Annotated in this window: 10 protein-coding genes, 1 other RNA gene and 1 pseudogene; 7 read left to right on the plus strand and 5 right to left on the minus strand. The window is 50.6% G+C overall.

Annotation, left to right across the window (positions count from 1 at the left end):
• Positions 1-67: 67 nt before the first annotated feature.
• On the minus strand, positions 68-745 hold the full coding sequence (locus GS601_RS22170; RefSeq protein WP_162425468.1) for a hybrid sensor histidine kinase/response regulator: 678 nt from the start codon (positions 743-745) through the stop codon (positions 68-70).
• Between the two features lie 62 nt (positions 746-807).
• Between GS601_RS22170 and GS601_RS24010 the strand changes: the two are divergent.
• A pseudogene (locus GS601_RS24010) lies at positions 808-1,564 on the plus strand (IS1 family transposase).
• Between the two features lie 216 nt (positions 1,565-1,780).
• Here the strand turns inward: GS601_RS24010 and GS601_RS22180 are convergent.
• Together GS601_RS22180 and GS601_RS22185 are read right to left on the minus strand one after the other, a co-directional pair.
• Positions 1,781-2,044, minus strand: a complete 264-nt coding sequence (locus GS601_RS22180) for a hypothetical protein (protein ID WP_202925294.1) — start codon at positions 2,042-2,044, stop codon at positions 1,781-1,783.
• A 147-nt stretch (positions 2,045-2,191) separates the two neighbouring features.
• Positions 2,192-3,985 (minus strand): glycoside hydrolase family 15 protein, encoded by a 1,794-nt coding sequence (locus GS601_RS22185; RefSeq protein WP_202925295.1) that lies wholly within the window; start codon positions 3,983-3,985, stop codon positions 2,192-2,194.
• A gap of 296 nt (positions 3,986-4,281) precedes the next feature.
• Between GS601_RS22185 and ssrS the strand changes: the two genes are divergently transcribed.
• The 3 genes from ssrS to GS601_RS22200 all read left to right on the plus strand — a co-directional run bounded on the left by ssrS (position 4,282) and on the right by GS601_RS22200 (position 7,773).
• Positions 4,282-4,466, plus strand: a non-coding RNA gene (ssrS, locus tag GS601_RS22190) — 6S RNA.
• Positions 4,467-5,009: 543 nt separating this feature from the next.
• Entirely contained in the window at positions 5,010-6,359 is a 1,350-nt protein-coding gene (locus GS601_RS22195; RefSeq protein WP_162425469.1) for a M16 family metallopeptidase, read from the plus strand.
• A gap of 94 nt (positions 6,360-6,453) precedes the next feature.
• On the plus strand, positions 6,454-7,773 hold the full coding sequence (locus GS601_RS22200; RefSeq protein ID WP_338017116.1) for a M16 family metallopeptidase: 1,320 nt from the start codon (positions 6,454-6,456) through the stop codon (positions 7,771-7,773).
• A gap of 11 nt (positions 7,774-7,784) precedes the next feature.
• Here the strand turns inward: GS601_RS22200 and GS601_RS22205 are convergent, their stop codons facing one another.
• Positions 7,785-9,845: an AarF/UbiB family protein gene (locus GS601_RS22205; RefSeq protein WP_162425471.1), complete on the minus strand. Its 2,061-nt coding sequence runs from the start codon at positions 9,843-9,845 to the stop codon at positions 7,785-7,787.
• A gap of 447 nt (positions 9,846-10,292) precedes the next feature.
• On the opposite strand from GS601_RS22205, the gene recN reads away from it, so the two are divergent.
• Positions 10,293-12,197 (plus strand): DNA repair protein RecN, encoded by a 1,905-nt coding sequence (gene recN, locus GS601_RS22210; protein WP_338017117.1) that lies wholly within the window; start codon positions 10,293-10,295, stop codon positions 12,195-12,197.
• A 213-nt stretch (positions 12,198-12,410) separates the two neighbouring features.
• A complete protein-coding gene (locus GS601_RS22215; protein ID WP_162425473.1) occupies positions 12,411-12,659 on the plus strand; it encodes a hypothetical protein in 249 nt (82 codons plus the stop codon).
• Positions 12,660-12,800: 141 nt separating this feature from the next.
• Here the strand turns inward: GS601_RS22215 and trxA are convergent, their stop codons facing one another.
• On the minus strand, positions 12,801-13,124 hold the full coding sequence (gene trxA / locus GS601_RS22220) for a thioredoxin (protein ID WP_162425474.1): 324 nt from the start codon (positions 13,122-13,124) through the stop codon (positions 12,801-12,803).
• A 206-nt stretch (positions 13,125-13,330) separates the two neighbouring features.
• On the opposite strand from trxA, the gene GS601_RS22225 reads away from it, so the two are divergent.
• On the plus strand, positions 13,331-13,489 hold the full coding sequence (locus tag GS601_RS22225; protein WP_162425475.1) for a hypothetical protein: 159 nt from the start codon (positions 13,331-13,333) through the stop codon (positions 13,487-13,489).
• The last annotated feature ends 65 nt before the right edge of the window (positions 13,490-13,554 follow it).

A 13,554-nucleotide genomic window follows, 5' to 3' on the forward strand; every position in this document is an offset into this window, starting at 1 on the left:
AGGAATTTTACAACTCTTTCAAACGTAGTCTCAGCTTTCTTTTTGCGCTACCTTCCGTTCGTCGAACTCACGTTAAAGTAGCGATCGCAGGGCGGCTGTCAAATGCTTTCAGGCGATGTCCTAGAATGATGAGCGTGCTGTTAAGTCCATCATGCAGATTGACCACAACTTTGGTTGTTGAGTCAGAGCGAGCAAAGTTGCGGAGCGAGACAGAAATTTCCTTGATGCGATCGCTACTCAGCTTTACGGAATCGAGTAGCTTTGGTAAATCCTTTAACGCAAAGGTAATATCTAAATCCTCTAGCGCTTGTGCGATCGCTGGCACAGGCTGAGGGTAATGCTGCTGATAGAGTTGAAGAATGCCAGCAATGTCTGCTACATATTGTTTCGCTGGGGCAATATTACTCACAATGCACCCGATTGGGTTGTTCATTTCATGGGCAATTCCTGCCACCAATTGCCCCAACATTGACAGTTTCTCTCGTTGTACCAACTGAATCTGGGCAGTTTGCAGGGCATCTGTCCGTTCTGTTACCCGTTGTTCTAAATTAGCTGTCAGTTGACGCAATTGTAGATGAACGCGGACTCGCGCTAAAACTTCGTCTCGTTCAAACGGCTTGGTGATGTAATCAACAGCCCCCAACGACAGCCCTTTTACTTTATTGGTAGTGTCAGCAAGTGCCGTCATAAAAATAACGGGAATGGCTTCAGTCGATGGATTTGCCTTTGGTAATGTCCTAGACATGTTGTTGTGGCTGAGAGAAACTGCTGAAATAGAGAGGTGAACTCATTCAGTCCTTCAGCATCATGGTTTTAGAGCCAGTTCATTGTCCTGATTGTGACGGCATTGAGGTGATTAAGCATGGCACGACTGCCGCTGGCAAACAGCGGTATCGCTGCCAAAATTCTGAGTGTGAGCGAGGCACGTTTATCCAAGAGTACAGTTACGCCGCATACGGTACCCAGGTAAAGCAACAGATCAGCGAGATGGCAATGAATGGGAGTGGTATCTGAGATACGGCGCGAGTGCTGGGCATTCGCACAACGACCGGGATGGAAACCCTGAAAAAAAAGTCCGTTGTTGAAAGCGGTGAATGAAGCGGTGTTAGCGGAACTAGAACCCACCCAAACCCTGGTTCGACTCTGCCTTGCAGACGATTTGGAGGTGGAAGCCGAAGTAGACGAGATGTGGAGTTTCGTTCAATCCAAGCATCAACAACGCTGGCTCTGGTGGGCCATCGATCATTCGACAGGTCAGGGGTTGGCGTATGTGTTAGCCGACCACAAAGACAACGCTTTTTTGGCGTTGAAAGCGCTATTAGAACCGTTTGGCATTATGCAGTTCTACAGTGATGGGTGGGGAGCCTATGAACGTCATGTCGCTCCCGTGTTTCACACGGTTGGGAAACGGAACACGCAACAGATCGAGCGGAAGCACTTAACCTTGCGAACCCGGATTAAGCGCTTAGCCCGCAAAACGATTTGTTTTTCCAAGTCAATTGTGATGCACGATGTGGTCATCGGACTGTTCATCAATCGCATCGCCTTTGGACTGTCTATTTAGACTCAAACAACATGTCTGAGACATTACCCCTGATTCCCGTGCTTTTGGGTTGAAACTTCATTGACAGAAACACTACCATTTTCAAAAAAATAGCCTGCTGCCGAAAATTCTCCTGTTTTCGTTCCGTACAGCACATAGCCCACAGGGTACGTTTTGACCTGATGCCAAAAAAAGCGCGCTAAACTCTCCGAATTTTGGGGATCAAGCAATCCCAAATCAATCTGCTGCCGAATTCATTTGCACCAGGTGGCGCGAGGTTGCGGTATAGCTATCCAACTGCTGATCCACGCGATCGCTGACTTCATTCCGCAACTGAGATGCCAGATCATTGACGGCTTGCTGCCCGTTTCTCAACGACAGATATCCAGTCAATCCTACGGCTGCAAAGATCTGCATGACAAACGGAATCACGAGGAGCGATCGTAGCGGGATTTTACCCCGTTGCAGCCCAGAGAATCGAGGGGTGGATGGAGCCTTCATGATGGTCAAAATAGGGGATCAAAGAAGCATTTCTAACGTTCCCGAATTTATCCACAAACAAATCTGACCCCATAAATTGGCTTGATGATTGTTCTTTTTCTGAAAAAATTAATGCATTCTTTAGGGCTATTTCAGCAGCCGAGCCAGTTATTTGGCTTTCTCTAAAGCGGCATTGAGATCAATCACCGCATCAATAAATGCGGCATGAACAAAGGTTTGGGGAAAGTTTCCTAACATTTGGCTCGTATGAGGATCGGCTTCTTCAGCAAACAGCCCAACATCATTTGCATACACTAACGCCGCATCAAGAATGGCACGAGTGCGCTGAAGATCACCACGCGCCACCCAATATTGGGCAACCCACAGCGTCCCGGCTAGAAAGGCTCCTTCCTGCTGAGAGTCAGCCTCTACGAGATGACGGCGATAAAGATGTGCGATCGCATACTCCCGTTCCAGCACATCCATAGTTGCCACCATTTCTGGGGCATCCGCAGCCGCATACCCCCAAATGGGAAACAGAGCAGCAGAAACATCAACAGCCTCGCTTCCGGCAAAGGCAGCATAGGCACCCCCTGACGTTAAACACTGCTCGGCAACAAAGCGGCGGATGTCTTGCTCTGTCGATCGCCAACGCTGGGCTTGGGCATCTGATCGGGCAAACTCAGCGATATGCATCAACCCACAAGCAGCAAGCACCTTACCAACGGTGTACTGTGCTTTCGTCTCTTCTTCCCAAATGCCATGATCGGGTTCGCGCCAATGCTCGGCTAAATAATTTGCCACCGCTTCGACAATCGACCAATGCTCATCGGTTTCAAAGTGGCTGTAGATCAGGCTGCCCACGAGAAGAACATTCCCCAGGGCATCAAGCTGTAGCTGCGACTTTGCCCGATTGCCAAACCGAACAGGGCGGCTGTTGCAGTATCCAGCCAGGTTGAGCGTCACTTCATTGGGCACCGCCTTGCCATCAACCGCAGCAACTGGAGCAAGAGGAAGATTGTTCGATGAGCAGCGATCGTAACCGCAAACAAAGTCTAAAAACTGCCGTGCTTCCAAGCCATCCCGCTCAGCGCGGATCAAGGCACTCACAACCATGCCTGCATCTCGCAACCAAACGTAGCGGTAATCATAGTTTCGTTCTGCCCCGATCGCTTCTGGTAAAGAGGTTGTAGCGGCAGCCACAATGCCTCCTGTTTCCTCGAACGTGAGCAACCGCAACGCCCGAACAGAGGCTGCTACCTGATCTTGATAGCAACCGTGATACGCGCCATGACGGGCGAGTAGCCGCCATCGCTCAAGCGTCGAGGTTAGCCAATCATCGACCGTTTGTTGGGTGGGTAGCGGCAGCGGCTGATTTAGCAAAACTGCCCAGCCCGTTTCGCCTTGAGGAATGGTGAAATGAACCTGTAATCCTACGCTTTGGAAAGTCTGCTTGCTGATGGTGAGTGGGTGAGATGCGTACAGGTAGCCGCCACCGTCCACTTTTACGACATTGGCTAGAGATCTATCGTCGGCAAACTGCACGTTGGGTGAGCGACGAGCATAATCGGGCGCGGGTTGCAACACCACGGTAAAATCGGTTGGAGCCTCGGAGAAACGCCGACAGATGCCTTGGGGTGTCTGCTCTCCGATCGGCATCCAATCTAAGACTTTCAACTCACCGTTGGCAGTTGCGATCGCTGTTTCTAAAACCCCGCTATCTTCAAAATAATAGCGGTTGGTAAAGGTTGCATCTGGTAAATTGAGCGACCAAGACCCCCCGTGCTGAGGATCGAGCAAGGCTGCAAACAACGACGGCGAATCAAACCGGTCTGGGCAGTACCAGACGATCGAACCCAAGGTTGTCACGAGGGCACAGGTACGACGATCGCCAATCACTGCCAAGTCGCGAATCGTTGCAACCTTGCTTTCGGTACTGTTCTCAATTTTGGTGAAGCTCACGATTTACCTGTTGTTAGTAACGTCTAGCCTCAATTCTTTGCTCAATTAGGTTAAAAAAATTATCCGTCTGAAGGAATGTTTTATCCTGGCTTTGTTGCCCCGTTCACCCCGGCAGATGGGTTACTTAGGGCTGCATAAATTGTCTGACCGTATGGGTGATGCCTGTCCCATTGCCGATAGAGCGCGAACTCTTGAATAAGGCTGCATAGATTGTTTGACCGTATGGGTGATGCCTGATCAGAAAAGTTTGAGCAAAATCTCCCATTCCAGAAGTTATCCAGCTAAAATAGTCGAAGGTTATACTGCGGTGTTGGTGACTGCCAATAATGTTTTATGATCTATGCTTTGTCTCTTTAGGGAACTAACAAGGTCTAATGGCAGTAGACTGGGCTTGTACCCAGAAACTTAAAATTAGGCGTTCGGTACCCACCTGGTTTTTACCAGGTCAAAAGCTGAGGTAAAACGGCATTGCGGTACCCTATCTTTTTTGATCCCTCGCTAAATTTAGCGAGGGAATTTTTATATTGAGCCAAATTTGTTGAGCTAAATTTCTTCTGCGTCACAGAACAGGTGAGCTTTGCGTTTTGTCAAGAATAACTTTTGAGGGATGAGTTAACCCCACCTTAATGCAAGAATTAAGGAAATCTGTAGAGCTAGAACGGGTTTCGCCGCAAAGTTTAATTTTATTTAAACTAAGCACTCTGCTAAAGTCAATCCAATCTATCGGCTCACCAAAATAAGAAGGCAAGCCGATAGATTGACCGAACCGTAAGCTGTCTAAAACTCTCTCGGATCGCAACTGAAAAGGCGTCGTTAACCCCTCGTCAAGCCCTCTGTGTCGGAAGATTTGTTCGCCCTAACTGTTGTTCCCTCGCCTGCGGAAGAGATAGAGCAATCTACCCCATCAATCAGCAATAATGGGTCAGCCGTTTTGGGATCAAATCTTTTTCTAACCGTTACAGCGCTTCATATCAGCCCCTGTTTGCTCTCCTCTGTCCTTTACTAATTCAGGTCACCACTTACCTTGAATTTCATCAGAACGTCCCCAACTGCCGCCCTTTCTCTGCCAGCAACGCCCCTCACGCTGGCAAACAAGCTGACGCTGATTCACCAACATATTCCCGGTTGTGGAGTCACCACTGTTGATGTGTGGGTCAAGGCTGGCGCAATTCGTGAAATTAACGACTGGTCGGGCATGGCGCACTTTCTCGAACACATGATCTTTAAAGGGACAGCCCGGATTTTGCCTGGGCAATTTGATAGTGCGATCGAAGGTCGAGGCGGCATGACGAACGCTGCCACAAGCTATGATTATGCCCACTATTTCATGACGCTGGCGGCTCCTGATCTAGTCGAGACCCTGCCTTATTTGGCAGACCTGCTGCTTCAGGCGGCGATTCCCGATGAAGAATTTGTGCGAGAACGCGAAGTCGTTTTTGAGGAAATTTACCAAACCTACGATAGCCCTGACTATCTCGCGTTTCAGGCATTGGTTGAGGGGGTTTATCAGCGCCATCCCTATGGGCGTCCAATTTTGGGCACAGAAGATCTCTTAAAGCAGCGATCGCCAGAAGAGATGCGATCGTTTCATCGCCGCTATTATCAGCCTGAAAATATGACGGTCGTGTTAGTCGGGGATATTGCTCAAGATCAGGCAGTTGACCTGGTAGAGCGATCGTTTTGCGATTTTCAGCCTCCGGGTAACTGCCCTCAGCACCAGTTTGAAGCCGAACCACCCATGACCCGCATTCGGCGGCAAGAATTGCGCCTGCCTCGGCTAGAACAAGCCCGGCTGATGATGGCGTGGATTGGCCCAGGAACCGATGCCCCGGCTCAGGAAAAGGTAGACGATGGTCTCCCCTGGAACCGATTTCGGTCGCCTCAGCTTTACCCCGACCCGATCAAAGATGCCTGCGGATTAGATTTGCTATCTGCTACGCTCGCCGAAGGTCGAACCTCACGGCTAGTCCAAGAACTCCGCGAAGAGCGACAGTTGGTGAGTGAAATCAGTAGTGGGTTTTCGTTGCAGCAAGAATCGAGCTTATTTACCATCACGGCTTGGCTAGAAGCGGAGGATTTAGAACGAGTCGAAGCGCTGATCTGCGATCGCTTCTCTCATCTGATCACCGCCGCGATTGACGAATCGGAACTCAATCGCAGCAAACGGTTGCTCTGCAACGATCATGCCTTCTCAACCGAAACCCCAAGCCAAATCGCGGGGCTGTATGGCTACTATCACACCCTGGCAGATCTGGAAACCGCGATCGCCTATCCCCAGTGGATTCAAGCCTTTACCTCTGAAGAGTTGCAAGCGATCGCAAATCGGTATCTGTCACCCTATCGCTATGCGGCGATCGTCACAAAACCGCTCTAGCACACAATGCTGTAAGTCGCAGCACAGCAGCCGAACCGTTAAAATAAACTGTGCTTTAGGCAACTCATATTCACATGCCAAGGATTTCTTTATCGTGACCTCAACTATTGCTCTTCCTCAAAATCGCACCATTCACCGGACTGTGTTAGACAACGGCATTACGGTGTTGGTGACTGAAAACCCGTCTGCCGATATCGTGGCGGCGCGGTTGTTTCTCAAAGCAGGCAATCGCTGGGAATCACGGGAAAACGCCGGGCTGGCTCATCTGCTCTCGGCAGTTTTAACCAAAGGAACCCAGCGCCTGTCATCCCTCGATATTGCAGAACGGGTCGAATCGATCGGTGCAAGCTTGGGAACAGATTCCGCTTCAGATTATTTCTTGGTAAGCCTAAAAACCGTCTCTACCGACTTTGCAGAGATGCTTTCGCTAGCAGCAGAACTACTGCGATCGCCCACCTTTCCAGAAGCCGAGGTCGAGCTAGAGCGACGACTCACCCTGCAAGCCATTCGGTCTCAGCAAGAGCAGCCCTTTACCGTTGCCTTCGATCGACTGCGGCAGTTGATGTATGGTCAGCATCCCTATGCGCTGTCTAGCTTGGGCACCGAAGAAACCGTCTCTCGCCTGACTCGCCGCGACTTGCAAGCCTATTATCAGACTCACTTTCGCCCTGATAATTTGGTCATCAGTATCGCAGGGCGCATCACTCCTGCGGGTGCCATAGCGATCGTGGAAGAGAGTTTTGGCGATTGGCAGGTGCCTGCCGAGCCACGACCGGCTTTCGATCTACCGCCCCTAGCTTGGCAAACCTCTGAGGCAACCCCGCCAACCTCTCGGCAAGTGACCACCTCGCAAGACACTCAGCAGTCGATCGTCATGCTAGGCTATCTCGCACCACCGCTGCAACCTGATGAAAATACCCGAACCGATTATATTGCCCTAAAGCTGCTCAATACCTATCTGGGGAACGGTTTGTCGAGCCGATTGTTTGTTGAGTTGCGAGAAAAACGGGGACTGGCGTATGAGGTGTCGGCTTTTTACCCAACGCGCTTGGATACCTCGCATTTTGTTACGTATATGGGTACGGCCCCAGCTAATACTGCGATCGCTCTAGAAGGACTCAAAGCCGAAATGGATCGGCTCCGCACCACGCTCCTCACGGATGAAGAACTTCAAACGGCAAAGAATAAACTCCTCGGACAGTACGCTTTGGGGAAACAAACGAATGCTCAAGTCGCGCAAATTTTCGGCTGGTATGAAACCCTAGAACTTGGTGTAAAGTTTGATACCCAATTTCAGGAAGAAGTGGCTGCTGTCACGGCTGAAACCGCCCGAAGCGCCGCGTCTCGTTGCTTTGAAACCGCTTACATCTCGCTCTTAGGCTCAGCTTCTCTGTTGAGTGAGCACCCTTCATGACCTTGCCCTGGCTATGCTTGTTTAGGCGACACCAGCAGCCCGGTGGAAGGAGTCTCGTGCACCCCGATTGGCGCGGCAGGTGGCACTTGATCTGCCAGTAAAAACTCTCGAAGCAACCGCGCTGTCACCCGTTGCGCCAATCCTCCAACAATTTGTCTCCCGACTTCTTGGGTCTCCGGCTTCACTAAAATTCGAGGAATCAAAGCAAGCACTTTATTTTGATCAAACCCTGGCGTTTCCTGCAAAATCTTCCAGATGCGCTTGACATGCTCTAGGGTTTGCTGATTTTCAGGAGGAATCGGAGGACGCTCTACTGATAACCCCACCCGCTCTCTAAAGCCGTAGTTGAGATGACGCCAAGCCGACTGCCCGATCGCATCTAGGCTTTTAATCACTTCATCGACCAGCTTAATTCGGATGAATTCTCCGCGATCGCTAAAGAGAAAGTCTGTCGCTTGATCGATCACCTGGTCTAAATCGTAGTCGGCATTGCTTCGAGCGTTTCGCAACAAATTCTCAAGCCGGTTCCATCGGAAACTTCCGTCTTTGAAGAGTAAATCTCTTAAAGACTCCCGAAGTTGAGGAGCCGAATCGGTGAGCAAGCGCTTGGCAACGTAAGGATATGCCTTACTGAGGACTTTGAAATCTGGATCAACATTGATCGCAATCCCTTCTAGAGTCACTAGCGATCGAATAATCAGCGCATAGTAAGCAGGGACTTGAAACGGATATTCATACATCAACGCCGACAGCTTATCGGTAATGCTTTTGATATTGATTTCTGCAACGCTAGCGCCTAATGCCTCGTTAAACACTTCTGCAAATGCTGGAATGATCGGCGTCAGATCTGTATCAGGAGACAAAAATTCTAAATTAACGTAATCGCGCCCTAATCCTTCAAAATCGCGGTTGACAAGGTGCACGATCGCTTCGATCAACCCGTAGCGCTGATAGGGCTGAACCTCGCTCATCATGCCAAAGTCGAGATAGGCTAACTTTCCGTCTGGCATTGCCAGCAAGTTACCTGGATGAGGATCGGCATGAAAAAACCCGTGTTCTAATAGCTGACGCAACGAACACTGCACCCCAACATCAATTAAATAGGTGGCATCAATCCCCTGGTCACGAATGGCATCTAGCTGAGTCAGCTTTGTGCCTGTAATCCATTCCATCGTTAGCACGCGGCGACCCGTGTAACGCCAGTAGATTCGAGGCACGTAGATATCCGGGAGATGCCCATACAGTTCGGCAAAGCGCTCGGCGTTGAGTCCTTCTTGGGTGTAGTCCATCTCTTCAAAGATACGAGTGGCTAGCTCATCTGCGATCGCAACTAAGTTACTTCGCACCCGCTTGATATTCGTCATCGCCCAGCCTGCCAGCCGCCGCAAAATATACATATCCAACGCGATGTTTTGAGCCAGCCCCGGACGCTGCACCTTCACAGCCACTTGCTCTCCGGTTTTTAGCCTGCCCTTATACACTTGCCCCAAAGACGCCGCCGCGATCGGGGAGGGGCTTAGTTCGGCGTAAATATTTTCAGGACGATCGCCCAGTTCTTCTTCAATAAACTGAAACGCGATCTCATTCGGAAACGGTGGCAACTGATCTTGGAGTTTGGTGAGTTCCTCAAGATAGGCTGGGGGAACCAAATCTGGGCGGGTCGAGAGGGCTTGCCCAATTTTGATGAAAGCAGGTCCTAGCGTTGTCAACATGACGCGCAGATGGATCGCTTGCCGCGTTTCTTTCCGGACGTTGATACCCGTCACTCGATCCCACCACAGCCGCACCGCGAAAACCAAAAACGGCAACAAAATGCCAAACGATCGTCTCCAAGCCTGCCACGGGCGGGTTTTGTAATATGCCGTGATCACATTCGGGTCGTAGACTGCCGCCAAATCCGCTTTGTTGGGGACAAGCGACAGTTCTGAAGTAATCATGCCGTCTTCGGTGCGAATCAACGGTAGCGTCTCTGCAACTGCGGACGTAGAGTCAGGATGAACCGGTGTAGCATCGGTTTCCTTGAGCAAATCAGCAGGTGAAGTAGAGATGGGCTGAGAGTTGGTAACATTCATGGGAAAGACCGGAGACGGCTGTGTGAACTCTTGTGTAAACTATTGTAACAATAAGCGACGACGCTGCTACTGACTTCAGTGAATCATTTCTGCGCCATCTTGTGTGGTCGGGCTGACGCCAGATTACCGAACGATCGCGGCAGGGAAATCCCAACGAGGAGAGAGTTGAACCCGGAAACCGAACAGAAAAAGGAAGAGTTTACCCTCCGTTGAGTCTACTGTTGGGTAATTACTTAGAACAAATTTACTATTAATAAAATGAAAAAGGGCTTGTGTCCAGTTCAGCGATCGCTACTATATAAAGTAGATTCATGAAACTAGATCCTGGAAACAGGGAGTTGAACTAAACGGTGGACTTCAGCTTTTCGCTGCCTTCGAGATCGATCCGCCAAATCAATCGACAGCGAAGTAGGATCAATGAGTGAGCGTGTTTGCCAACCTGTATAAATGCCCATGTTGCTGTCCTTGCGGATCGAAAATTTTGCTCTAATTGACTACCTAGAACTCGATTTTGGGTCAGGGCTTCACGTTCTCACGGGGGAAACAGGCGCAGGTAAATCCATTATTTTAGATGCGATCGATGCGGCACTTGGGGGCAAAATCTCTGGTCGCTCCATCCGTACGGGCGAAGAGCGAGCGCTGATCGAGGCAACGTTTCAAGCAGAGGCACCCCTTAGAGAGTGGTTTGCCTCTGAAGAGATTGACCTGATCGACGATGGAACCGCCGTTTGCAGCCGGGAAATTGTGGCAAACCAAAGCGGACAACGGACTCGATCGCGAATCAATGGAGTATTGGTGAACAAGCAGCAGATGGAAACCGTGCGCGATCGCTTGGTTGAAATCACTGCCCAGGGTCAAACCGTCCAGCTTGGGCAGCCCAGCTTGCAGCGAGATTGGCTCGATAGCTTTGGCGGCGCGGCTCTGCTCAAGCAGCGCGATAGAGTAAGCCAAGCGTTTGTCACCTATCAGCACGCCGCGCAAGCGCTAGAAAAACGCCGCCAATCAGAACAGCAACGCTTGCAACAGCTTGACTTATTTCAATATCAACTGCAAGACCTCAACGGCGCAAACCTCACCGAACCGGATGAACTCGACCAGTTAGAGCAAGAACGCAAGCGCCTAGGTCACAGCGTAGAATTGCAACAGCAGAGCTTTCAGGTATATCAGGCTCTTTACGAAAACGAAAATGAGGGCGGAGAAGCCTGCGCGGATTTGCTTGGCAACGCCGAAAGCGTGTTAACCAGCATGGTGCAATTTGATGATCAGGTGCAGCCCATCCTAGAAATGGTGATGTCTGCGTTGGCGCAAATCGAAGAAGCAGGGCAGCAAATTAATGCCTACGGCGGTGGTCTAGAAACCGATCCGCAGCGCTTTCAAGAAGTTGAAGAACGGATTATCGAACTGAAGCAGATCTGCCGCAAATATGGACCAACCCTGGCAGATGCGATCGCGCTGCAACACTCCCTCCAAGCCGAACTCGATGACCTCACCGGAGCCGGACAATCGCTCGAAGCGCTAGAACAGACCGCTACCCAACGCCAAACCGATCTGCTTCACGCTTGCGAGACCCTCACCCAACTCCGGCAAGCCACTGCTCAGGATCTCGAATCTCGCCTCGTCGCCGAACTCAAACCGCTCGCGATGGAAAAAGTGCAGTTCAAAGTGGGCATTACCCCGGTTGCACCTACAGCCGCCGGTCACGATCGCATCACCTACCTGTTTAGCCCCAACCCAGGCGAGCCGTTGCAGCCGCTCACTGAAATTGCATCTGGCGGAGAAATGAGCCGGTTTCTCTTGGCGCTGCAAGCCTGTTTTTCCCAAGTGGACTCTGCCGGAACCCTGGTCTTTGACGAGATTGATGTGGGCGTGTCGGGGCGGGTTGCCCAAGCGATCGCAGAGAAATTGCATCAACTCAGTCGCCATCATCAGGTGTTGTGCGTCACCCACCAGCCCATCGTCGCCGCCATGGCAGATCATCACTTCCATGTGGATAAACATGTGATCGATCCGGGCAACGGCAAAATGAATGGCAATAGCGCTACCGCAGCTAGAGAAGCTGATTTGAGGACGGTGGTTCGCGTTAGCCCTCTAGATAGTGATCAGCGGCGGCAAGAGCTTGCTCAACTTGCCAGTGGGCAGGTCGGCTCTACCGAGAATGCCACCACAGAAGCGGCTGCCTATGCCTTTGCAGAATCGCTGCTTGCCCAAGCCGCGAGTTTGCGTCAAACCGACTCAGCCGATGGGAGAGCGAATGGCAGCCCTACAGAGGGCAACGGCTCAACGACGAAAACAGTTAAGACCCGCGAGGCAAAACCAAAAGCGAGAAAAGCCAAATCTGCAAAGCAGGCTTAGCCGCAGGGCAAAGCACACTAAACAAACTGCCCCAACATGAGCCACTGAATGAGAACAGCTTCCTAGCCGTGGTTTTGTTGCTAGATGCCCATTCACGTAGTCGTGAGCTTGCTTGCCAGAGATTACAGCGATTAGCGGACTATGCAGGGCTTGACATCGATCTGAGTTCCTACGCGGGTGAATACGAGCCAGAGCCGCGAGAGATTCCAACAGATGAGCAGATATCTCGAATGGCGCGATCGCATCCCTAATTCGTCTTGGCAGTGGATCTATGGAATGCTTGCGACCGTTGGGTTACGACCGCATGAAGCGTTCAACTGCACATTTCTAGATGCTTTAACCCTGCAAGTTCATCAACAAACAAAGACAGGCAGCCGCATCACGCGGGCAATTCAGCCGGAATGGGTAGAACTTTGGAACCTCACTCAAATTGATCGTCCTGAAATCACCAAAGTAAGCTGAGCATGGTCTCTTCTCCATGACTGTCCCTGCGATCACACTCCCGATCGTGATTCTACAATCTCTATCTATGCCAGTACTCCCCAAGCTTCGAGCGACATAGGCGCGATCGCTAGAACGATACTGAAATTTGAGACCTTGCACTCAAGCCAAATATTTAGCGAGAGCACTGCTAAATTCTTCGTAGGGTTTAGCCCCGACTACCGTTTCTGCCAACTCACCTTGCTTGAAGATCATGACTGCGGGAATGCTGCGGACGCCAAATCGCTGGGCAACAGGCTTGTTAGCATCGAGGTCTAGCTTAAAGACCTTAGCGCGATCGCTGTACTCCTCCGCTAGTTGGTCGATTAAGGGAGCAACCAGTTTGCACGGTCCGCACCAAGAAGCTGTGCAGTCTACGACAAACAGCGGCTCGGTTTCTAGTAATGCATCGAACTCAGTTTCGTCCTGAATATAAGCAGCAGTCATGGGCTTTCCTGCAAAGACAGCATTATCTCATAGCCGCGCTACAGAAGACGCCTTAATTATCGACTGAGCAGGTCAACTAAACCTAATTTTTTCGATTTGTCGTATCCTAACAACTCTCTTTTTTCCGCATTCTTCTAGGTTAAAAGCTCCTGAGAGGGTGAGTCGTTGTGGATAGGGAGGGGGGATGCCCTCGCTAAAATGGCTACATGACCAACAGTGCCAAGCGCCCATCGCCCGAAAAAGTTGAAAAACTCGCTTCAAAAGCAGCTATTTTGAAGCAAAAGCGCGATCGCTTAGATCGGCTCGAAGGCGATTTGCTCTTACTGATGGAAAGCTGTATCCGCAGTGCAAAGAAGTTAACCTGAGTTCGGGATAAGGAAGGGGCAAAACAGATAGGGTGAAAGTGCTAACTTCTCATCCATCTGAAATT

This window comes from Myxacorys almedinensis A, from assembly GCF_010091945.1.
Lineage (GTDB): Bacteria > Cyanobacteriota > Cyanobacteriia > Leptolyngbyales > Leptolyngbyaceae > Myxacorys > Myxacorys almedinensis.

What these genes read in the sequence shown, in the direction of transcription:
- GS601_RS22180 (WP_202925294.1), bottom strand. Translation starts at nt 2,044, where the DNA reads ATGAAGGCTCCATCCACCCCTCGATTCTCTGGGCTGCAACGGGGTAAA.
- recN (WP_338017117.1), top strand. Translation starts at nt 10,293, where the DNA reads ATGCCCATGTTGCTGTCCTTGCGGATCGAAAATTTTGCTCTAATTGAC.
- trxA (WP_162425474.1), bottom strand. Translation starts at nt 13,124, where the DNA reads ATGACTGCTGCTTATATTCAGGACGAAACTGAGTTCGATGCATTACTA.
- GS601_RS22205 (WP_162425471.1), bottom strand. Translation starts at nt 9,845, where the DNA reads ATGAATGTTACCAACTCTCAGCCCATCTCTACTTCACCTGCTGATTTG.
- GS601_RS22215 (WP_162425473.1), top strand. Translation starts at nt 12,411, where the DNA reads ATGAGCAGATATCTCGAATGGCGCGATCGCATCCCTAATTCGTCTTGG.
- GS601_RS22170 (WP_162425468.1), bottom strand. Translation starts at nt 745, where the DNA reads ATGTCTAGGACATTACCAAAGGCAAATCCATCGACTGAAGCCATTCCC.
- GS601_RS22225 (WP_162425475.1), top strand. Translation starts at nt 13,331, where the DNA reads ATGACCAACAGTGCCAAGCGCCCATCGCCCGAAAAAGTTGAAAAACTC.